Annotated in this window: 16 protein-coding genes and 1 other annotated feature; of the genes, 9 read left to right on the top strand and 7 right to left on the bottom strand. The window is 42.0% G+C overall.

The window, feature by feature from the left end:
• Positions 1 to 25: 25 nt before the first annotated feature.
• From EFB00_RS00785 to EFB00_RS00775, 3 genes are all read right to left on the bottom strand, one after another.
• Entirely contained in the window at positions 26 to 361 is a 336-nt protein-coding gene (locus EFB00_RS00785) for a magnetosome magnetite crystal formation protein family (RefSeq protein WP_122645045.1), read from the bottom strand.
• A 101-nt stretch (positions 362 to 462) separates the two neighbouring features.
• Positions 463 to 897 (bottom strand): hypothetical protein, encoded by a 435-nt coding sequence (locus EFB00_RS00780; protein ID WP_122645044.1) that lies wholly within the window; start codon positions 895 to 897, stop codon positions 463 to 465.
• Positions 898 to 993: 96 nt separating this feature from the next.
• Entirely contained in the window at positions 994 to 1518 is a 525-nt protein-coding gene (locus EFB00_RS00775) for an HdeD family acid-resistance protein (RefSeq protein ID WP_122645043.1), read from the bottom strand.
• Between the two features lie 149 nt (positions 1519 to 1667).
• Between EFB00_RS00775 and EFB00_RS00770 the strand changes: the two genes are divergently transcribed.
• On the top strand, positions 1668 to 2150 hold the full coding sequence (locus tag EFB00_RS00770) for a hypothetical protein (RefSeq protein ID WP_164709405.1): 483 nt from the start codon (positions 1668 to 1670) through the stop codon (positions 2148 to 2150).
• A gap of 93 nt (positions 2151 to 2243) precedes the next feature.
• Here the strand turns inward: EFB00_RS00770 and EFB00_RS00765 are convergent, their stop codons facing one another.
• The gene (locus tag EFB00_RS00765; protein WP_122645041.1) at positions 2244 to 2840 is read right to left on the bottom strand and encodes a nitroreductase family protein; all 597 of its coding nucleotides are present in this window, start codon (positions 2838 to 2840) and stop codon (positions 2244 to 2246) included.
• Positions 2841 to 2943: 103 nt separating this feature from the next.
• Entirely contained in the window at positions 2944 to 4404 is a 1461-nt protein-coding gene (locus EFB00_RS00760; RefSeq protein ID WP_122645040.1) for an NAD-dependent succinate-semialdehyde dehydrogenase, read from the bottom strand.
• 177 nt (positions 4405 to 4581) lie between these two features.
• On the opposite strand from EFB00_RS00760, the gene lepB reads away from it, so the two are divergent.
• Positions 4582 to 5127 carry a signal peptidase I gene (gene lepB / locus EFB00_RS00755; RefSeq protein WP_122645039.1) on the top strand — a complete coding sequence of 182 codons (546 nt, stop codon included), beginning with the start codon at positions 4582 to 4584 and terminating at the stop codon, positions 5125 to 5127.
• A 194-nt stretch (positions 5128 to 5321) separates the two neighbouring features.
• Here lepB and mprF read toward each other — a convergent pair whose 3' ends face one another.
• Together mprF and EFB00_RS00745 are read right to left on the bottom strand one after the other, a co-directional pair.
• The gene (mprF, locus tag EFB00_RS00750) at positions 5322 to 7910 is read right to left on the bottom strand and encodes a bifunctional lysylphosphatidylglycerol flippase/synthetase MprF (RefSeq protein ID WP_122647000.1); all 2589 of its coding nucleotides are present in this window, start codon (positions 7908 to 7910) and stop codon (positions 5322 to 5324) included.
• Positions 7911 to 7927: 17 nt separating this feature from the next.
• The gene (locus EFB00_RS00745) at positions 7928 to 8644 is read right to left on the bottom strand and encodes an alpha/beta fold hydrolase (protein WP_122645038.1); all 717 of its coding nucleotides are present in this window, start codon (positions 8642 to 8644) and stop codon (positions 7928 to 7930) included.
• A gap of 263 nt (positions 8645 to 8907) precedes the next feature.
• Here EFB00_RS00745 and EFB00_RS00740 point away from each other — a divergent pair, with 263 nt between their 5' ends.
• The 7 genes from EFB00_RS00740 to EFB00_RS00710 all read left to right on the top strand — a co-directional run bounded on the left by EFB00_RS00740 (position 8908) and on the right by EFB00_RS00710 (position 21590).
• Positions 8908 to 12444 carry a PD-(D/E)XK nuclease family protein gene (locus EFB00_RS00740; RefSeq protein WP_122645037.1) on the top strand — a complete coding sequence of 1179 codons (3537 nt, stop codon included), beginning with the start codon at positions 8908 to 8910 and terminating at the stop codon, positions 12442 to 12444.
• Positions 12437 to 16117, top strand: coding sequence for a helicase-exonuclease AddAB subunit AddA (gene addA, locus EFB00_RS00735; RefSeq protein ID WP_122645036.1), 3681 nt, complete (start codon positions 12437 to 12439; stop codon positions 16115 to 16117). The genes EFB00_RS00740 and addA overlap by 8 nt, the downstream gene beginning before the upstream one ends.
• A gap of 69 nt (positions 16118 to 16186) precedes the next feature.
• Positions 16187 to 16510 carry a winged helix-turn-helix transcriptional regulator gene (locus tag EFB00_RS00730; protein ID WP_122645035.1) on the top strand — a complete coding sequence of 108 codons (324 nt, stop codon included), beginning with the start codon at positions 16187 to 16189 and terminating at the stop codon, positions 16508 to 16510.
• A 43-nt stretch (positions 16511 to 16553) separates the two neighbouring features.
• Positions 16554 to 16764 (top strand) — a binding site (T-box leader).
• A 74-nt stretch (positions 16765 to 16838) separates the two neighbouring features.
• The gene (gene pheS / locus EFB00_RS00725; RefSeq protein WP_122645034.1) at positions 16839 to 17882 is read left to right on the top strand and encodes a phenylalanine--tRNA ligase subunit alpha; all 1044 of its coding nucleotides are present in this window, start codon (positions 16839 to 16841) and stop codon (positions 17880 to 17882) included.
• 6 nt (positions 17883 to 17888) lie between these two features.
• Positions 17889 to 20309 carry a phenylalanine--tRNA ligase subunit beta gene (pheT, locus tag EFB00_RS00720; protein WP_122645033.1) on the top strand — a complete coding sequence of 807 codons (2421 nt, stop codon included), beginning with the start codon at positions 17889 to 17891 and terminating at the stop codon, positions 20307 to 20309.
• Between the two features lie 204 nt (positions 20310 to 20513).
• Positions 20514 to 21023 (top strand): NUDIX hydrolase, encoded by a 510-nt coding sequence (locus EFB00_RS00715; RefSeq protein ID WP_122645032.1) that lies wholly within the window; start codon positions 20514 to 20516, stop codon positions 21021 to 21023.
• Positions 21024 to 21206: 183 nt separating this feature from the next.
• Entirely contained in the window at positions 21207 to 21590 is a 384-nt protein-coding gene (locus tag EFB00_RS00710) for a hypothetical protein (protein WP_122645031.1), read from the top strand.
• Positions 21591 to 21611 lie beyond the last annotated feature (21 nt).

Raw genomic sequence — 21611 nt, 5'->3', positions numbered from 1 at the left:
TTTTTTTGATAGAAAATGAATTGAGTTATTCAGCAACCAATAACTTGATGCCGTAATATAAATTGTAGATCCCTAAAGCGACAGATACAACTGATATCAAAATGATAATCAGCAATGTGCCAAGACCTAGTGATTGCATCGCCAATGGATGATCTCCCCAGAAGAGACCGATACCGCCGATCATGATAAACAAGATGACCATCAAAACCACCGGCAAGAGGTGCAGCTTCAACGCTCTTCCTGCATGATATTTCGTTTCACTGCCGCTAGGCGTCAAAAACCATACGATAAGCGGAAAAATAAACGGTGCAAAAATAATCGAGATATAGGACAATGCGCTTAGAATTTTATTTTCTGTCAAAGTAAACTCCTCCTATAAGAAAAATAAGAAAAAAACTATTTAAAACAAAAAGGGAGAAAGGCGGTCCGCACATTTTCCCTTTTTTGGAACGTTCATTTATTTTAAGAAAGCGACGGTGCAGCATCCGCACCAGAAATAGTATTTTCCAATAGTTTGAACCGTTTGTCGATTCGGCGGATAATCCCATCATAATCTTCGAATTGACTCAAACTGCGGCGGGTTGCCAGTAATAGACTGCGCTCTTTGCTGACACGCTTTTGTTGTCGATAGATATTGGCTAGACGCTCAACATATTCATAATGAGTGTAGCCGGTTCTGGCAACCAAAAACAGCAGCAGATCTTCAGCTTTGCCGTATTCTTTCTGCCCATAATAATTCAATGCCTCACGATAAAGTTTGATATCCATATTTTCTTTTTCTTTTCGTTTGCGCCACTCATTAACGGAAATTTTTTCTACTATGTGCCCAAAATCATCATAGACGAAGATGACTGGAATATCGTTTACATTTTCCGGTTCCCTTATAATTTTTTTCATTGAAAGCCGCCCCCATCTTTACTTTCACATACGTTATTTTTAGTATACGTGATTTTTGGGAAAAAGACTAATTAAAAAATCGTTAAATATAGCTCTCTATTTTTTCAACTTGAAATAGGAGAGGATCTCTGAAATCGCTGAAACGATCAAAATGCCGCCGAAAATCTGTAACAGCACTAAGACACTGCGGAAAGGATTGAAAACAAGCACTGCACCGATAATGATCATCGCGATACTGAATACAAACCAGCCCATAGAGGAAAGGTTTTGTTTTCGCAAAGTCAGCTCTTGTACCAGTTGCCGGATACCGATCATCAATACCAACAGACCTAAGAAGAAAGGCAGCATTGATACAATCAATTTTGTGAAAAGCAAAGTGAAAACTGCCGCCAGCAAAAGAAGAAGACCAAGCATCATTTCTGGACCGGAAGAACCAGTCGCCTTTTTTGTCCGCCAAGCATTCAGCAAGTTAAGCAATCCTAATATCGCAAAATATCCTGCCGCTAGATAAACCACTAGATCAAAGAAGCTGCGGGGCTCAACTAAAATCAAAACACCCGCCACAGCAAACAGTAAAGCTCGTAATAATTGATATCGTTGAATTTTTTTTATTATATCCATAGTAGATTCCTCACTTTTTTCTTTATTGTAGCGAAGTTTTTTAGAAATGGAAAATCAAACGACTACATAAGCGGAAAACTGGAGAAAACGTGTTGGACTTCTGTATTTTATGTTAAGATAAGAGGGTAAATCGCAGAATGGAGTCGATCATGAATTTTTTTACACTCTTACTTATTTTATTTGTTACCGTTTTATTTTTATTTTTGATACTTGTACAAAGAGAACTGATTTTTCGATCAAAAACAAAAAAGACCGGCTGGATCGTGATTATCCTTGTTGCGGGAGTCATCTTGTGGTTTTCGTTGGAGCAGTCAGGGAACACAGATGAAAAGATCCGAGGAATTCTATCTAGTTTGATCGTTTTGAGTTTTTTATTGGATGATCGCGGACTGAGCGAAGAACGGATCGTTGTCAACGGACTGGATAAACGCGGAGTTCCTTACGAAGAGGTGGAACGTGTGGTTTTGTTTCAGCAGGAAAATATCGTAAAAATGAATTATTTTCGCAGAGGCAGACGAGGACCGTTATTGAAATTTAAAGCACCGTTGCAAGACATTGTTCTTTTTTTAACGGAGCACTTAAAAGAGGGGACACCCATCGATATTTTGATTGATCAAGACGAAGAAAAATAAAAAGCAGCATTCGTAGGATAATGATAGAATAATCGAAACAAAAAACGACCGAAAGCCTCAGCTCGCGGTCGATTTTATTTTTATTGATCGATCTTAGCGGAATACTAGGAAACGTTCGTTGTCATCCAAGTAGTCTTTTTCGCCAGCTTCAGCTTCTTTTGAGCCGAATACTAGTTGTGAACGTAATTGCCAGTTTGAAGGGATGTTCCATTCTTTTGCGACTGCTTCGTCGATAACTGGGTTATAGTGTTGCAAGTTTGCGCCAAGACCAGCTTCTTCTAAAGCAACCCATGTGTTAGCTGTTGCGATTCCGTTTGATTGTTCAGCCCAATCTGGGAAGTTGTCTGCGTACAATGCGAATTGTTCTTGCAATGCTTTTACAGTATCAGTGTTTTTGAAGAATAATACTGTACCTAAACCAGCTTTAAAGCCAGCTAATTTGTTTTGAGTATTTGGGAAAGCTTCTTCTGGAGTCAATGGTTTCAAAGCTGCTTCAGTAAGATCCCATAATTTTTCATGTGCTTCGCCGAATAAGATCACAGCGCGTGGTGATTGTGCGTTGAAAGCTGTTGGGCTTTGACGTACAGCTTCTTTCACCAAGTTTTCGATTTCTGTTTCAGATAAAGAAACGTTGCGTCCTAATGCGTAGATTGAACGACGGTTTTTTAATGTGTCTACAAAGTTTGTCATAAGAGAATTCCACCTTTTTTGTTTTTGTTTACGAGTGTTAGTATACATACTTACAATTAGTTAGTAAACTATTTTGCTCTAAAAAAGTGAAAAAAAGTAAAATTTATTTTTCAAGCTGTGTATTGATGTCGATAAACTTAACGTCAATGTACTCTTCAACCCCGTATTTACCGTTCTCGCGACCGAAGCCGGAATGCTTCACACCGCCAAATGGCACTGCTGGATTGGAGATCGCCATTTCATTGACGCCGACCATACCATAGTCTAATTCTCGGGCAACTTTTGAGATCGTCTGCAGATCTTGGGAGAAGAAATAAGAAGCCAATCCGAATTCTGTGTCATTGGCGGCGGCGATCACTTCATCCACATCAGTAAATTCGATCAGCGGGATGACCGGGCCAAATGTTTCTTCATAATAGATCTGCATATCATTGGTCACACCGTCAAGGATCGTCGGCTCGAAAAAGGTCCCGTCAGCGTACGGTCGTTTGGTCAAACGACTGCCGCCGTATAAAACACGTGCACCTTTATTTGAGGCATCCTCCAGCTGTTCTTCGATTTTTTTGAGCCCATCTTCGTTGATCACCGGTCCGATATCAGGATCATCTAATCCATTACCGACTGTGATAGAAGAGATCTTGTCTAAAAGCACCTGCGTGAATTCTTCTTTGATCGTTTTATGAAGGAAGATCCGATTAGGCGCTGTACAAACTTGGCCGTTGTTGCGGAATTTCGCCGCCAATAAATTCTCTGCCGCAGAAGGGATGTCCGCGTCTTCAAAAACGATGAACGGCGCGTGTCCGCCTAGTTCTAAAGAAATATGTTTTAAGGTAGCGGCACATTGTTCATAAAGCAGCTGTCCGGTTTTCGTTGAGCCGGTAAAGGTCAATTTTCTGACATCATCGCTGTCAGTCAGCACTTTTCCGATTACTTTAGAGCTTCCTAAGACAATATTGACTACTCCTTCAGGCATTCCTGCTCGATCAAAAATATCTACCAATGCCAAAGCCGAAAGAGGTGTTTCTTTCGATGGCTTCATAACTAATGTACAACCTGCAGCTAATGCCGGAGCGATTTTTCTGGCAATCATATTGGAAGGGAAATTCCAAGGCGTGATAGCGGCGACAACACCTACCGCTTGTTTACGAACCAGCCAGTGATGATCATAAGGGGCAGGGACGATCTCGCCATAGATTCGCTGACCTTCTGCCGCGTTCCAGCGGAAATTCTCAACATCTGTCAGGACTTCAGCACGTGATTCTTTCAATGGCTTGCCTTGTTCGAGGGTCATGATCGTTGCTAAGCGATCGGCTTCTTCTTCGATCATATCTGCGATCTTATTCATCAACTGCGCCCGTTCACTAGGAGCTTTTTTTGACCAGAGAGGGAATGCTCTCTTTGCGGCGGCGATAGCTTGCTGTGTTTCTTCTTCAGCACCTTGGCTGACTTCTGCTAGTGTTTCACCATTAGCGGGATTTTTTACAGGCACTGCTTCTTGACCGCCATCTACCCACTTACCGTCAATAAAAAGTTGTGTCGGGACTTGCGACATTTTTTGAATCATTCTCTATCATCCTTTCACTATAGCCTATAAGAAAACGGTATCATTATTCTTCGATTTAAACAATTTATATGATGATAGGACATTGATTTTTGAAATTTCCGTTAATAAAGCAATTTCGCTTTTTGGTTTTGTTTCAATTGTGGTACACTTACCTTATCAATTTTGGAGGAATGTCACTTGAAAAAGAATGAATGGCTTAAATCGTTGCTCTTTTTTGTAGGGGTAGCGTTGATTGTAGTAATATTGAGAGGATTTGTTTTTACACCAGTTATGGTCAAAGGTGATTCGATGGATCCGACTCTCAACGATGGCGAGCATGTTTTTGCATTGAAACATACAGCAATCAACCGTTTCGATGTGGTCACATTTCCGGCTCCGGACGAACCTGGCAGAAACTATATCAAACGGGTGATCGGTCTGCCTGGCGACAGTGTGGAATATAAAGATGATCAGCTGTATATCAACGGCAAAAAATACGATGAACCTTATTTAGATGAATATAAGAGCAAGTTGACTGATGGACTGCCTTTGACAAATGATTTTAAGATGACGGATTATTTTGAAACAGAAACAGTACCTAAAGGAAAATTACTGGTATTAGGAGATAATCGTCGAATTTCAAAAGACAGCCGGATCATCGGTCTGGTAGATGAAGATTCCATCTTAGGAGATGTCAAATTCATTTTCTGGCCGCTGAATAAAATCGGAACTGTCGAACATTAGAAACGACTATACATGACGAAGTGAATACAAAAAAACAGGACCGCGACTGGCTGACAGTCGCGGTCCTGTTTTTGTAGTTCGGCAATAGTTTCGGAAGAAAAATAGGCTGAGAATATATCCTATATAGAAAGCGAATGATCAATATCCAGTAGAACGATATCAGATATATGCTTGATTCAACCAGCCAACAGAATTTAGATTCCTCGAAACCATTTTTTTAAACCGTGGATCTTGCTGAGAGGTTGTTCGACAGGGGCATTATCGATGATCAATAGCGCGATCATAACGTAAGCGATCCAGCTGTCTCTTGAATATAACGTATAGCGAGAAACCCAATTTGTAGCGTATTTACTTTTGTATTCACGCAACCCTTGGAAAGAGTAAAAATGCGAACCAAATTCATAAACCAGATAAGCGATCCGCTCTTGTATAAAGCTTTTCCTTGAAGTTCCGACATTTGATAAAGGAGCCATTCCTAAATTGAACCATTGGATGTTTTCTTCTTTCATATAGGTAAATAAATTCAGGAACAAGAAATCCATACTACCGGAAGGAGCTTTTTCAGGATCGTAACGCATCAGATCGATCGTACCTACTTTGTTGTTGGTATAAGTGGGCATGATCGTCGCAAAAGCAACGATTTCTTCTTGTTCATTTTTCACTACGGAAATAGGAGCCCGCTGCAAATAATCTTCAGAGAAAAAACCTAACGAAAATCCTTTTTCTTTCCGTGTACCAAGCCAGTTATCGGAAATTTGTTTGAAAATAGCCATCTGCTCAGCGGAAAAAGGCGGTTGGAGTACATCGAATGTAAATCCTTCCCGTTCGATCCGATTCAAGACAGCCCGTGTGCCTTTCATCTTTTTCCCAGAGGTTGTGAAATGGTTCAGATCCACATAAGCTTCTTCTCCCATCTTGATAAAATCATAGCCGAATTCATGCAGGATCATCACGATCTCTTCACTTGTTTCATAAAAGACAGGCAAGTAGCACAAGCGATCGGTTTCTGCGATAAAAGCTTCGATCGCTGCCGGAAAATCTTCTTTCTTTCCAGAAGGATCGCCCATTACGATACATTTATTATTGAGGCAAGCAAACTGCAGCAAGACCGTGGCTTCACCGTCTTTTTCATAAGTAAACATTCGTTTGTCTTTTAAAAAGATCAATTGACTGTCCGAGTTTCCGCCATACGTCGTCAAAATTTTCAGGGCTTTTTCTTCATTCAAGACTTCACCGATCTGTTTTTTCTCTCCTTGAAGGAAGCGGACGAAGAGAACGATCACGAAACTGACAGCGATGATTGCTAATAATCCTGAAAACCAAACTTTTTCAGAAGGAAACAGGAAAAAGGAAATAAAATGATGACGATGATGAGGAAAATCAGGCAAATTGTACACACCGATCACGATATACAGCACGGTCAACGCGCCGATGATGATCCCATCGATGGTTCGCCATTCCCATGAATAAACTAGCTGTTCGCGGAACAATTCATTTTTAGAAAAAAGAATGACCAAAAGTAAAAGCGACAAGAAGACAGCGGCTGTGATGCTGAAATCACCCAATAACACATAAAGAAGTGCCAACACGATCAAAATGATCGTAGGCAAATACGCGCGTTTCACCCGTGCTGAGATCCCTCGACCCATAATGATCAAGAGAAAACCGATCAAGATGCTGGGAAATTGTACGATAAAATGGAATTTTAACGGATTTAGATTATGGAGCCACCGAAATTCCGTGAACGCCTGTGGGATAGTAGCGGTCAATACCAGCATGATTCCTGAAAAATACAACAGAACGACAACGATCTTATAAGCAATCTCCGTAGCCAATTGTTTAGGAATACCGGAATACCGCTGATTGAAAGAAAAACCGATATTTTTGAAGAAAAAGACTACACCGATCAAGAAAGGAATGATGTAATAGAACAATCGATACAGCAAGATCCATACCACGACGGTTTCTCTTGGAACACCGATAGCAGATAGACCGATGATCATCATCACATCAAAACTGCCGATCTCACCGGGAATCATCGAAACGATCCCGATCACAGAGGCGGCGATGAACAATGGGATCGTTTGCCATAAGTCGATTTTGATCTCCATCAAATATCCGACAGAAAGGAAACTAAACAACACTCCCGACCATTCCAGCAATGAAACAAACAACAGCTGTCCCCGGTCCTTGAAAGAAAGGCCGCCAAGCAAGCCCCGCTTTTTAAAGGTGGTAAATAGAAATACAGCGGGGAAATACAGACCGCCGCCGATCAGCCAGATCCAGTATTGTTTCAGAAATGGCGCGACGGGAGTAACTATTACTAACAAAAAAGAAATCAAACTGTAGACAGAAAGACCAGCCATCAAGAATAAGAAAATTTTTGACAAAGCTTGGATCACTTGTTTACTTTCCTTTTTTTGTCCGTATAGTTCTGAGCGAAGCCCGATACTGACAAAGCCGCCGAAACCGGCAATATTATTGATAGTATTGATCAGCCAACTGGTTTCGAACAAATAGCGGGGATTCTGTTTTTGATCCAGCAGGCGATTCAAAATAATATCGTAGCCGATCATGGGCAGTACGGAGACAAGTCCGATCACTAGCATCAATCCGGTTTTCCAGAGGGGAATAGTGGCGAACGTTTCTGTTAGTTGGTCGATAGATAATGTTTTTCCGATAGACATCAATTGACCGATAATGATCACGACCACCGATATCAAAAAAATCGTTTTGAAAAGACCTAAATGATTTTTTAACCACTGTAAAAATTGCTTTAACAAATAAACACCTTCTTTTTTCATTTTTCGGAAAGAAATTGAAGTACTTCCTGATTGAATCGATCAGGATCTTTTCTCGCTAATTGATGACCTTGTTTTTTGACAAGGACAAAAGACGCGTGAGGGATGGTCTTAGCTAGATAAAGGGAATGTTTCAGCTTGATGATGTCTTTTTTCCCCACAATGATCAATGTTGGGGCGTTGATTTTTTTCAGGTCGCTTTCAGACAAACCAATATCACGCAACAACAGGCCGATAATCAAGAGATTCTTTTTTAAATTAGGGCGAAAGAGAGAAAACAGCCAAACCCATGCATAGTGAAGATTGGAAATGACTCTGCCGGAAAAACGAACACCTTTAACTAGGGTATTTCCAGAGTTTAAAACCAAGTGATCGACTTTTTCGGGAAAATGGCTGGCAAAAACCAATGCCAGATTTGCTCCATCGCTAAAGCCGAGAAAATCTGCTCGTTCGATTTTTTCCAGCAGCATGATCCTGTTCAAATCTTCTGCCATTAAATGAAAATCCAGTCTGTCCGCTTCATTCGTTGAGCGTCCATGTCCGCGGCTGTCGATCAGATAGACGGTGCAATAGCGCTCGAATACCGCTACTTGTTCTGAGAAAAAACGGCCGCTGCCGTCGTTTCCGTGCAGCAAAAAAAGCGGAAAGCCTTGACCACTTTTTTCATAGTAAATTTTGCTCCCATCAGGCATTTTCGCATAGTTTTTTTTATTCATACAATCACCTACTGGGACAAGTATAACGAGTTCATCTGTAAATAGGCAATTGTTTTTAATGAAATTCAACGATCATTTTTGTAAGGATAGGATTAAAAAGATAATTTTATATTTCAAAAAATGAAAAAGCTGTTGGATAAGGTATAGATTAGGGATTTGCTAAGATAGGGTATCGAATCGACAACTCTTTTGGTTGGGATGATCAAAAAAGAGGAATTTTTTGTTATACTGAACATATGATCCCGTAAAGAGGAGGAACGATCATGTCGTTACAATTTTTATTAGGTGCTGGCAAACACGACCACCAGCAATCCTATTTGCAAAAAGCAAAAGAATGGTTAGCCAATGATCCTGAGAATCAAGTTTTTTTCTTGGTTCCCAATTACAATAAATTTGAACAAGAACGGCAGATCCTGTCAGGTCTGAAACAAGGAGAAGAATTCAGTACGATCCGCACGCAGGTGTTCAGTTTTCACCGATTGGCATGGTATTTTTTACAACAGACAGGTTTGCTGTCGAAAAATGTCATTTCCGAAGTCGGCAGCGCCATGATCATGCGGCGGGTATTGCAGCAGTTGAGTGAACAGCTGACGATTTATCGCGGCGAAGTAACAAAAGACGGGTTTATTCAGCAATTGCTGTCAGTAGTTTCCGAGTTGCAGATGGGCAATATTCAGCCGGAAGACTTGCTGATCCAACTGCAATCCCAACAAACCAATGAAGCAGATCAGCAATTGAAGTTCAAAGATCTGATGATGATTTACACTGCTTATCAGAACGAGCTTTTAGAGCGGGAATTGCAAGTGGAAAATCCTATCGCTACATTGACAAGATATTTAAATGAGGAGCAGGAGAGTTTTTCTTCCGCACCAGATCTGTCCAAGACACTTTTTATCGTGACCGGTTTTTCATCATTTAATGCGCAAGAACTGTTATTGTTGGGGACATTGATGGTGAAAGGGGCACTGTATGTCTCATTGCTGTTGGACCGTCCCTATCCTGCTGAAATGCCATCGCCGTTGAACCTGTTTCGGGAAGCTGGGACTGCTTATTTTCAGTTGAAATCTTTTGCGGCGGAAAATCAGATTCCAGTCTTATTTGATGAAAAAGCACCGTCGCAACCGGCATCTTGCTTGACAGAAGTTGAACGGCTATGGCGGATGACGCAAAATCAAGAACCTTTTGAGCAACAACAGCCCATCGATGATTGTCTGCAGATCTGGAAGACTGTCAATCCGGAAGAAGAAATTCGTCAGATCGGTGTGGAGATCCGCAAATTAGTAGCCGAAAATCCACAGCTGAGGTATAAGGATATCCAACTGCTGACCGTAGACCCTGATCTGTATGGTCAGTTGATCCCGTCTGTATTCAATGAATTGGATATTCCGTTTTATCTCGATCGGGAATGGTATATGGATCAGCATCCCCTCGTGGAATTTCTGCAATCTTTATTTGCGATCCAGCGTTACAATTATCGTTTGCCGGATATCTTACGCCTATTGAAGACAGAATTGTTTTTGCCGCAAGAATTGACGACGGATACGGAACGTAATGCGGCGCAAACCTTATTTCGCGGCTATATAGATCAAACGGAAAATGTTGCACTGGAAAATAATTTTCAAGGAAAAGAATGGCTGCGGGGAGAAGACTGGCAGGTCATTCGCTTTGACTATGAACAAAGTGAATTAGAAGAAACAAAAGAATTGACCCGGATCACGAATTTTGTCCGCCGCAATTTTCGGGATCAGATCGCCGCTTTTTTACAAGACTTAAAAACCGCGGAAAAAGGGGAGGATGCAGTAAGAAAACTGTATACCTTTTTGATCAATACCGGTGTAGAGCAGCAGCTTGTTTTTTGGCGGAATCAAGATATCGAAGAAGGCAGATTGGATCTGGCACGCAACCATGAACAGACATGGAACGCATTGATGGAGCTGATGGATGATTATCTGCAGATCTATGGCGAAGATCCATTTGATTTTTCTGTTTTTCAAGGAATTTTCTCCACAGGTTTGGAAAGTGCCACTTATGGGAAAATTCCTACAGCATTAGACCAAGTAGGGATCAACCGATTGCCGTTAGCGCGGCCGGATCAAGCGAAGATCACATTTGCGATCGGTTTAAATGAGCAAGCTTTTCCGCAAACGGTAGAAGAGCGGAGTCTGCTTACGAGTGAAGATCGACAACGTTTGAATGAACAGTTAAGCGACCGGCAATATTTACGGGATGAAGTCAGCGACGCGCTTTCTCAAGCACCGCTGATTGCTTATCATGTATTTCTTTCGGCAACGGAACGTCTTTATCTGTCTTATGCTTCGAATTACGATACGCATCAAAATATTGGCATATCACCTTATATCAATCGTTTAGTAACGTATTTAAATATTTCTGTGACTGAACGTCGACCATTAAATGAAACAAGCCAACCAGACAACTATGTCGGAACGTATCGAAACCTTATCACTCGCTTGAATGATATCTATCGGCAAGCGGACGACCAAAAAGCAACGATCCCGGCGATTTGGCACAGTTTGGAGAACCTGTTGCTGAGATCACATTGGGCAGCGTTGGCTAAGCGGGTCTTTGAAAGCCGCGCCCATCAAAATGTGCCTGTCAGTTTGTCGCCGGAATTGGCGAAAAAATTATATGGAAAAGATATTTATACTTCTATCTCACGGTTGGAAAGTTTTTATAACTGTGAATTCAAATATTTCTCCAACTTTGGGCTTCGGTTGAAAGAACGCCAGATTTATGGCTTGAACCCTATGATGACTGGTGAATTTTTCCATGATGCATTGGATCAATTTCTTTCATTATTGATCGAACGCAATTTAGTTTTGCAAGAAATGAACGAACAACAACGAGAACAGTTTGTTGATGAAATCTTGGTACGAGTATTTGGCGAACCGCGATTCCATGTGATGGACAGTTCCGCGCGCTTGAACTATATCCGCTATCAATTAGGCAAGACTGTCAAGAAAGTCACTTGGGCGTTGCAAAAACAAAGTCAGCATTCCCATATGTCGCCGATCCAGACTGAAGTTTTGTTTGGACAGATCGCTGGTCAAAAAGGGATCGCCGGCTTGGAGTTCCCATTAACTAGCGGTGGCAAGCTCCATGTTCGCGGCAAGATCGATCGGATAGATGTTGCCGCTGATGAAGATAATACATGGCTTTCTGTTGTGGATTATAAATCCAGTCATCGGCAATTCGACGTGGTAGATGCATATTATGGATTGGCGATGCAATTAGTGACCTATCTGGATGTCGCTTTGACAGATGCTGTACAGCTTATCGGTACGCCGGCCGTCAAACCGGGGGGCGCCTATTATATGCACATCCACAATCCGGTGCTAAAACCAGAGGAGACTGGAGAAAAAGATCAGCTGAAAAAATATCAGTATGATGGATTATTTGTAGATGATCCCCACGTTTTCCATCGATTAGACAGTTCATTGGAACCAAAGGAAACGTCTGCGCTATTTCCATTGAAGATGGATAAAGAGGGGCAATTACAAAAAGCGACAAAAAATTCGCCGAAGTTTTATACTGAGGATGAATTGCAGTTGTTGATCCAGCATAACCGCAAGCAAATGCAGCAGGCCGCAGAAAAAATCATTTCCGGTGAAATCGATTTGAACCCGGCATATAAAGGAAAAGAACGGATCGCCTGCCAATTTTGTCCTTTCCGCAGTATTTGCGATTTTGATGTGATGCTGCCGGAAAACAACTATCATCGTCTGGAAAAATTATCTAAGGATGATGTGATGAAACGAATGGAGGAAGAAGAAAATGACTGATATCCCTTTAAAGCCCCAGAACGAACGATTTACTGATCGACAGTGGCAAGCGATTTTCGATAAAGGGGATAACTTGTTGGTTTCAGCTTCTGCTGGTTCTGGAAAAACGACGGTCTTGGTTCGTCGAGTGATTGAAAAATTAAAAAGCGGCAGTAATATCGATGAATTGCTGATCGTGACCTTTACAGAAGCCGCCGCTCGGGAAATGAAGGAGCGGATCCAAGAAGCGTTGCAAGAAGCGATCAATCAAGATCCGGATCCTGATCGCCGGAGCCACTTCACCAAACAATTGGTCTTGCTGCCGATGGCGAATATCTCGACACTCCACGCATTTTGTATGACTGTCATCCGCCGGTTTTACTTTTTGATCGACCTTGACCCAGTCTTTCGTATGCTGACAGACGAGACAGAAATCTTGTTGTTGAAAGAAGAGATCTGGGATGAACTGCGAGAAGAAAAGTATGCAGAAAAAGAAGAGATCTTCTTTCAACTGACAGAAAATTTTTCCGGGGATCGTTCTGACGAAGGATTGACTGACTTGATCATGTCGCTGTATACCTTTGCCAGAGCCAATCCGGATCCTAAAGCATGGCTGGCTGATCTGAAGAAAAATTATGAAGTTCCGAACGGTTTGGAAAATACTCCGCTGTATCAAACACAGATCAGACCGCTCTTGATGGAATCCGTCGAGATGGCACTGGAGCATTATCAGCAAGCCTATCGTCTGGCTGAATTCGATCCGGCGTTTGAAAAAATCTATCATTTGATCGAGCGGGAATACGCTCAGATCAAACGATTTTATGAAGCACTTGAAAACAATGATCTGAATGCCGCATATGCGCAAGTAGAAGGTTTTGATTTGAAGCAGCGTTTCCCAGGTTTGCGGAAAGCCGAATACAAAGCATTGTCTGATGAAATCAATGAATTGCGCAAATCCGGTCGTAGCTATGTAGAAAACGCAGTGAACGATACCCTGCCTTTTTCTCCAGCGCGTATGACTGAATTGATGGAAAAATCATTGCCATTAGTGGAAGAAATGGCGGAGCTGACTCGAGAATTTCTTGAGCGCTATCAGCTTCGCAAACAAGAAAGAAAAGTGCTGGACTTCAACGACTTGGAACACTTTGCTTTGCAGATCCTGCAAGGAGACGGCACCGGCAGTGAAGCTTCCAGATATTATCGGAGAAAATTTGAAGAAGTTTTAGTCGATGAATATCAAGACGTCAATCGACTGCAAGAAACACTTTTGTCGTGGGTTCGTTCCGAAAAAACACCAGGGAATATGTTCATGGTAGGAGATGTCAAGCAGTCGATTTACGCCTTTCGCTTAGCGGACCCCACACTGTTTATTGAAAAATATCTAAATTTTGAGAAGGAAGAAGGAGGCAGACGGATCGTTTTGGCGGAAAATTTCCGTTCGCGAAAAGAAGTTTTGTCTTTTACCAATCTGATTTTCCAACAACTGATGGATGAACGCGTCGGTCAGATTCCTTATGATGATGCCGCCGCGCTGATTCCGGGTTTTCCAAATTTTCCAGACAGCGATCAGTTTCAAACGGAGCTGTTGATCTATGAAAAAGAAGTCGCTGACGATCCTGACGTGGTGGAAACCAAGACGGAAGGAGAACTGAATATCGTCGCGTTGAAGATTCGCGAACTGATCGACCAAGGATTTAAAATCTATGATAAAAAAGCTGGGGTCAATCGTCCGGTTGAATATCGCGATATCGTATTATTAACACCTACCAAAAAGAACAATTTGGATATCTTGGATGTCTTCAAAAAATTCAATATCCCGCTAGAAGTGAATGACGCGCAAAATTATTTCCAAGCTACTGAGATTCGTACAATGATCAGTCTTATGCAGATCATCGACAATCCTTACAATGATATTCCATTGGCGGCGGTTCTGCGTTCGCCGATCGTCGGCTTACATGAAGATGAGCTGGCGGAAATTCGGCTGGCAGACAAGAATGCTGATTTTTACCAAGCGTTGCTGACGTTTGCAGATACCGCGGAAGAATCCGATCTGTTAGAAAAAGTCTTGCGTTTTCTTGATCAGCTGGAACGCTGGCGGGATCATTCGAAAAAACAAGCGATCCCGGATCTTTTATGGGAAATCTATGAAGAATCCGCATATCTCGATTACATCTTAGGACTGCCGGCTGGTCAACAGCGTTATGCGAACCTGATCGCATTGGTGGATCGGGCGCAAAGTTACGAGCGCAGCAGCTTCCGAGGATTGTATCAATTTATCCGATTTATCGAAAAAATGCAGGAAAAAGATAAAGATTTAGCAGAACCATTAGCGATCCCGGCGGAAAATGCCGTTCGTGTTATGACGATCCACGCAAGTAAAGGGTTGGAATTTCCAGTTGTCTTTTTGCTGGATATGTCTAAAAACTTCAACAATCAAGATTTTACTAACAATTATATTTTTGAAGAACAGTTGGGGGCAGGGATCCAATATGTGGAACCGGAACGCCGCGTCCGCTACGAAACGATGCCCTATCAAGCCATCAAACAGCTGCGTTTAAAGAAAGCTTTTTCTGAAGAAATGCGGAAACTGTATGTCGCTTTGACTCGTGCGGAACAAAAGCTGTTTTTAGTAGGTTCTTATAAAGATCGCGGGGATGCTTTCAAAAAATGGAGCGAAGCGTTGTCGCAAAAAGAGCTGGTCTTAAATCCGGTGTTGCGGATGAAGAAAACACAGATCTTGATGAACTGGGTCGGGATGAGTTTAGTGCGTCATCCTGATATGGAAAAATTTTTCCCGGAAGCTGTCGGAAAATCCTTTACTGTCCATTCCGATACTCATTTTAAGATTCAGTGGTGGAATCAAGAACAGATCATGTCAGCGGTCAATGAATTGGAAACAAAGCCGGAAGAGCAGCTTATCACAGTTGCTGCTATCGATGAAGCTGAATTTTCAGCTTTACACAAACGTTTGGATTATCGTTATCCTTATGAAAAAGCGCCTAAAACGACCAGCTATCAATCTGTTTCCGAGATCAAGCGGATCTTTGATGATCCTGATAATCTGGATGACACTCGTTTAGCTTGGCAGAGTTCACAGGAACAAGCGACTTTTCGACAATATCGTTATGCAGAAGAGCGTTTGGCAAGACCGCGTTTTATCGAACAAACTTCATCAGATGCCGCAAGTGTTGGTACAGCGACCCATACAGTAATGCAGATGCTTCCATTGGATAGAAAGCCGACAGAAGAGAGTATCGACGGTTTTATTCAAGAACTTATCGATGCCAGCGTACTTGATGTACCGGTGGCTAAAAAAATCGATCGAAAAAGTCTGCTGTGGTTCTTTGAAACACAGTTAGGGGAACAACTGCTTGATCAGACAGAGAAAGTAAAAAGGGAACAGCCTTTTGCCATGCTGAAAAATGCTCAGCAGATCTTTATGGATTATGATGATACGGAAGATGATCTGCTGATCCACGGTATCATCGATGGGTTCATCAATTATGAGGATCATTTAGTTTTATATGATCTCAAAACGGATCATGTCATAGGCGGCAATATCGATCCTTTGAAAGAAAAATATCGCGGACAATTAAAGCTTTACCAAGAAGCATTGGAAGAAGCTTACCAAAAACCCGTAACGGAAGTCTATCTAGTCTTGCTTTCAGGACGACAATTAGTTAAAATGGCGTGAAATAATCCGATCCGGGATACTTACAAAATGTAAGTTATGTGCTATAATTCTTTCAAGAGGTGACGAAAAATGGAGCAAATCAAAGTGACGGAATTTTCACTGTGTCCCAAGTTCGAAAAAGCATTCACGATTTTAGGTAAAAAGTGGAATGGATTGATTTTGGATGTGTTGCTGGAAGGCGGTCCCCAACGTTTTGTGGAACTAGCCAATAATGTGCCTGAAGTAAGTGACCGCGTCTTAGTGGAACGTTTGCGAGAACTGGAACGGGAAGGAATTGTTACCAAAGAATCGAATCTGTACAGATTGACTGAAAAAGGAACTGATTTGGAAAAAAGTCTTATTTCAGTTAAAAATTGGAGTGAAAAATGGATCACGCCTGAAGAATGCAGTTGATTTTATATAAAATTTTTTGTACACTTAATACATTCAAATATTCGAAATAGCGATGAAGGAAAAGAGTAGTTTGGCTGAGCTTGAAAAGGGAGACCTGTCACAGACTGAAAGCAGGTTCAAGTATCGAAAAATGAAGTTCACTTCCCGAGCTAGTTTGTATCATGGTGTACAAACCGGTCGCCACAACCGTTAGGCAAATCAAGTGCGTGATTTATCACGAAAATAGGATGGTAACGCGAGACCTCGTTCCTTAATCAGGAACGGGGTCTTTTTTTGATGACTTACTTGCGATGTGGTATACGGCTATTTATTTAAAGGAGGAAAAAGAATGTCTTTACAGGATAAACTGGAAGCGTTGAAGCAGGAAACAGTAGCGAAGATCGATGCAGCGCAAGATTTAAAAGCGTTGAATCAAATTCGTGTGGAAACACTTGGAAAGAAAGGTCCTATCACAGAAGTTTTACGAGGAATGAAAGATCTGTCAGCAGAGGAACGGCCAAAAGTCGGCAGTTTTGCAAATGAGATCCGTGATGAATTGACCGCAAAAATCGAAGAAAAGAAAATTGAACTGGAAAAAGCGGAACTTGACCGTACACTAGCGGCGGAAAGTATCGATATCACATTACCAGGCAAAGCAGTCAAACAAGGTGTCCGCCATGTATTGACGCAGATCATGGAAGAAATCGAAGATATTTTTATCGGTATGGGTTATCAAGTAGTGGAAGGTTCAGAAGTGGAATCCGATCATTACAACTTTGAACGGATGAACTTGCCAAAAGACCACCCAGCACGAGATATGCAAGATACTTTTTATATTTCCGATGAAGTACTGATCAGAACCCATACATCTCCTGTTCAAGCTCGAACGATGGAAAAACACGACTTTTCAAAAGGTCCTTTGCGAATGATCTCACCTGGGAAAGTTTTCCGTCGGGATACCGATGACGCTACTCACAGCCACCAATTCCATCAAATCGAAGGATTGGTCGTAGACAAAAATATCACGATGGCGGATCTAAAAGGAACATTGGAAGTAATGATGAAAAAAATGTTTGGGGAAGATCGCGAGATCCGTTTGCGTCCAAGTTACTTCCCATTCACTGAACCATCCGTGGAAGTTGATGTCAGCTGTTTCAAATGCGGCGGTGCCGGCTGTAATGTCTGCAAATACACCGGCTGGATCGAGATCTTAGGTGCCGGTATGGTCCATCCGAACGTCTTGCGGATGTCTGGAATCGACCCTGAAGTATACAGCGGATTCGCATTCGGCTTAGGTCCGGATCGAGTAGCGATGCTGCGTTACGGTGTCAATGATATCCGTAATTTCTATCAAAATGATCTGCGTTTCTTAGGTCAATTCAAGGGGGAATAGAGAAAAATGTTAGTATCCTATAAATGGTTAAATAAATATTTAGATCTTTCGGCTGTTTCGCCAAAAGAATTGGCAGATAAAATGTCTGTGACCGGTATCGAAGTCGAAGGGATCACAGTACCGCAAGAAGGTTTGAAAAAAATCGTTGTCGGTGAAGTGAAAGAATGTGTTCCGCATCCTGATTCCGATCACTTGTCTATCTGTCAAGTGGATATCGGCGAAGAAGAATTATCACAAATCGTATGCGGTGCGCCTAACGTCAAAGCGGGCATCAAAGTGATCGTCGCATTACCAGGATCACGAATCACCGGCAACGTCAAAATCAAAAAAGGCAAAATGCGGGGAGCAGTTTCTAACGGTATGATCTGTTCTTTACAAGAAGTCGGCTATGCCGACAGCGTGATCCCAAAAGAATACGCTGAAGGAATCTATTATCTGCCTGAAGATGCAGTCAATGGCGAACCAGTTTTTTCTTATCTTGATATGGATGACAGCATCATTGAACTTTCCATCACACCAAACCGTGCGGACGCATTGAGCATGCGGGGTGTCGCTTATGAAGTCGGTGCTATCTACGATCAAAAACCGCAATTTGACGATGAAGAATTGAAAGAAGCGGATCGTCCTGCTTCAGATAAGCTGTCAGTAAAAGTCACTGATCAAAATGATACACCTGCTTATCAAATCCGCATCATCGAAGGCGTTAAGATCGCGCCAAGTCCACAATGGCTGCAAAATCTATTGATGAATGAAGGGATCCGTCCTATCAACAATGTCGTTGACGTGACCAACTATATTTTATTGTTATTCGGTCAACCGCTGCATGCTTTTGATTATGATAAATTGAACAGCAAAGAGATCGTGGTTCGCCGAGCAAATGACAAAGAAGAATTAGTGACACTTGATGGCGAAACAAGAACATTGACGCCTGAAAACATCGTGATCACCAACGGCTCTGTTCCAGTAGCTCTTGCCGGCGTGATGGGTGGACTTGATTCAGAAATAACTGAAACAACAACAACCATCGCATTAGAAGCGGCGTTGTTTGACAGTGTGTCCATTCGACGCACATCGAAACAATTCAATCTGCGTAGCGAATCTTCAGCCCGCTTTGAAAAAGGCATCAATAAAGGAACCATCGGCGAAGCCGGTGATGTAGCGGCGGCCATGATCGCGGCATTAGCAGGCGGCGAAGTTCTAAAAGGACACGTAGCAGGTTCAGAAGTTGAAGTAGAAGATCAACATGTTGCCATCAAATTAGAAAAAATCAACCGCACACTGGGTACCGAATTGACAACAGAAGATGTCGATCATGTATTTGACGCGTTAGGCTTTCCATTTGAGGAAAATGAAGGCAATTATCAAGTAACGATCCCGCCTCGTCGTTGGGACATTGCCATCGAAGCAGACATCATCGAAGAAGTGGCACGGATTTACGGCTATGATCGTTTACCTTCTACATTGCCAAGCGGCGAAACAGTTGCGGGAAGTCTGACAGAAGAACAAGTGAAGACCCGCAAAGTTCGTCGTATCCTTGAAGGCTCCGGTGTTTCTGAAGCAATCAGCTATGCGTTGACAACGGAAGAAAAATCGACATCTTTCATGATGAAAGAAAGCAATGTAACACGTTTAGATTGGCCAATGAGTGAAGAACGTTCTGTTCTGCGCCTGAATCTTGTCAGCGGATTGTTGGATGATGTAGCTTACAATACTGCTCGTAAAAACCAACAGATCGCGTTATATGAGATCGGTCGTGTGTTCTATCAAAATGCGGACGCAAAAACCAGCTTGCCATTGGAAGAAAACCATTTGGCGTTGGCATTGTCTGGTGAATGGCAAAGTAAAGATTGGCAAAGCAAAGCAGAGAAAGTTGATTTCTTTACATTGAAAGGAATCTTGGAAAACTTGTTTGCGATGTTGTCGATCAACGAACAGATCACATATCGCAAAACAAGTGACATGAAAGATCTGCATCCTGGAAGAGCCGCTGACATTTTCTTTGATGAAGAAAAAATCGGATTTATCGGCCAAGTCCATCCAAATGTCGCAAAACAATATGATATTCCAGAAACCTATGTGGCGGAATTGAATTTGCAATATATGGTAACGACAGATGTCGCAAAATATATCTATCAAGCTGTTTCCAAATTCCCTTCTGTCAGCCGCGATATCGCTTTACTAGTAAAAGACGAAGTGGAAAATCAAGCGATCGTTGAAGTCATCAGAAATGCTGCTGGAAAATATTTGACAGATATCCAATTGTTTGATGTTTACCGTGGAGAAAATATCGAATCAGGCTATCAATCAATGGCCTACAGCCTGACATTCGTCAATCCAGAAGCCACATTGACTGATGAAGAGATCAATCGTGCGATGGAAAAAGTAACAACCAGCTTAATAGAAAAATTAGCTGCTGAGATCCGTTAAGATCGAAATAAAGCAGAGTCGTGATATGGATCACTAAGTCAAGATACTCAAACTATGGAATACGAAAACCACGAGCGGTTTGTGTTTGGAAACAAACTGCAGTGGTTCGTAAAAATCCCATCATGCTGGTTGAGTATCTTGCTTCATTGATCACTTTATATCGCGACTTTTTTTGTTTTGAAATAAGGGAAGGAGGAGAATTGCATGGAGGTAACAGATGTCTACGATGCGCAAAAGCATAGAAAAGAAAAGTCCCATCAGCGGGGTGTTCCCATGGAGATCGGCGAGTATCGTTTTGTAGTGACTGTGCTGATCTTCAACAGCCAAGGGCAGCTGCTGATCCAGCGCCGTCATCCAGACAAAGCTTCGTGGCCGGGGTACTGGGATTATTCAGCATCCGGTGCAGTGATCGCCGGCGAAGCGCTTTTTGAAGCGGCGGAAAGAGAAACGCGAGAAGAATTAGGCATCAGTCTTTCTTTGCAAGATATTCCCAGCCGCTTGACTGTCCGCTTTGCTGAAGGATGGAATGAAATTTATTTTGTGACGAAGGATATCCCGCTTGTTGAAATCACCCTGCAAGCCAGTGAAGTCACTGAAGCTGCATGGGTGAATGAAAAAGAATACTTGCGGCTTTTGGAAACAAATGCTTTTATCCCGTATATTTACGGCAAGAGTATTTTTGATCTTTATCGCAGTGAGCAGGAGCATTATTGACAGACCAAAATAATGTTTTTGTCAGGGTAGATTTTTCCAAGATAATGTTATCGAAAAGGGTTGCATTTTCACAGTAATTGCGATAGCGTAATGGTAGAGCATGTTATGGATCTCACGAGAGAAGTCCTTAGCTATAAATAAGTAGAAATGATTTGTTTCAGGAAAAAGCGAGGTAGGTGTAAAGTGGAAAATCAAGAACAGAAGCGAAAATGGGGATTGATTGGTCTTTATATTCTCTTAGTAGCGGCGGCTTGCTTAGTGCGCCAGTCAATGTATCATATGGCGGCCAGAATATTTTTCTTTGTTACTGTAGCACTGATCATTATTATCTGGAGAGTGTTGTATAAGAAAAAAATAATAGGAATCTCTTTCTTTAGTACAGCGCTTGAAAAGAACTTGCATAAAAGCGAGCGCTTATTCTTATACAGTTTCCCCACGTTACTAATGCCGATTCTGAAACTGAAGAATATTACCATGCCGGATATTTTATGGTCGATTGCACTAGTGATCTTGGTATTCCTCCTGTATATGTGGGATATCCAATACCTCAAGCGGAAAGTGAAGTAGCTAGATTTTACTATATTTGCG

The sequence above is a fragment of the Enterococcus mediterraneensis genome, from assembly GCF_900604485.1.
Taxonomy (GTDB): Bacteria; Bacillota; Bacilli; order Lactobacillales; family Enterococcaceae; genus Enterococcus_C; species Enterococcus_C mediterraneensis.
The sequence above is the reverse complement of the archived record's forward strand: the minus strand, read 5'-3'. Positions and strand labels throughout refer to the sequence as shown.

Excerpts from the sequence above, each read along its gene's own strand:
- EFB00_RS00780 (WP_122645044.1), bottom strand. The coding sequence starts at position 897 with ATGAAAAAAATTATAAGGGAACCGGAAAATGTAAACGATATTCCAGTC.
- EFB00_RS00775 (WP_122645043.1), bottom strand. The coding sequence starts at position 1,518 with ATGGATATAATAAAAAAAATTCAACGATATCAATTATTACGAGCTTTA.
- EFB00_RS00770 (WP_164709405.1), top strand. The coding sequence starts at position 1,668 with ATGAATTTTTTTACACTCTTACTTATTTTATTTGTTACCGTTTTATTT.
- EFB00_RS00765 (WP_122645041.1), bottom strand. The coding sequence starts at position 2,840 with ATGACAAACTTTGTAGACACATTAAAAAACCGTCGTTCAATCTACGCA.
- EFB00_RS00760 (WP_122645040.1), bottom strand. The coding sequence starts at position 4,404 with ATGATTCAAAAAATGTCGCAAGTCCCGACACAACTTTTTATTGACGGT.
- EFB00_RS00745 (WP_122645038.1), bottom strand. The coding sequence starts at position 8,644 with ATGAATAAAAAAAACTATGCGAAAATGCCTGATGGGAGCAAAATTTAC.
- EFB00_RS00740 (WP_122645037.1), top strand. The coding sequence starts at position 8,908 with ATGTCGTTACAATTTTTATTAGGTGCTGGCAAACACGACCACCAGCAA.
- addA (WP_122645036.1), top strand. The coding sequence starts at position 12,437 with ATGACTGATATCCCTTTAAAGCCCCAGAACGAACGATTTACTGATCGA.
- EFB00_RS00730 (WP_122645035.1), top strand. The coding sequence starts at position 16,187 with ATGGAGCAAATCAAAGTGACGGAATTTTCACTGTGTCCCAAGTTCGAA.
- pheS (WP_122645034.1), top strand. The coding sequence starts at position 16,839 with ATGTCTTTACAGGATAAACTGGAAGCGTTGAAGCAGGAAACAGTAGCG.
- pheT (WP_122645033.1), top strand. The coding sequence starts at position 17,889 with ATGTTAGTATCCTATAAATGGTTAAATAAATATTTAGATCTTTCGGCT.
- EFB00_RS00715 (WP_122645032.1), top strand. The coding sequence starts at position 20,514 with ATGGAGGTAACAGATGTCTACGATGCGCAAAAGCATAGAAAAGAAAAG.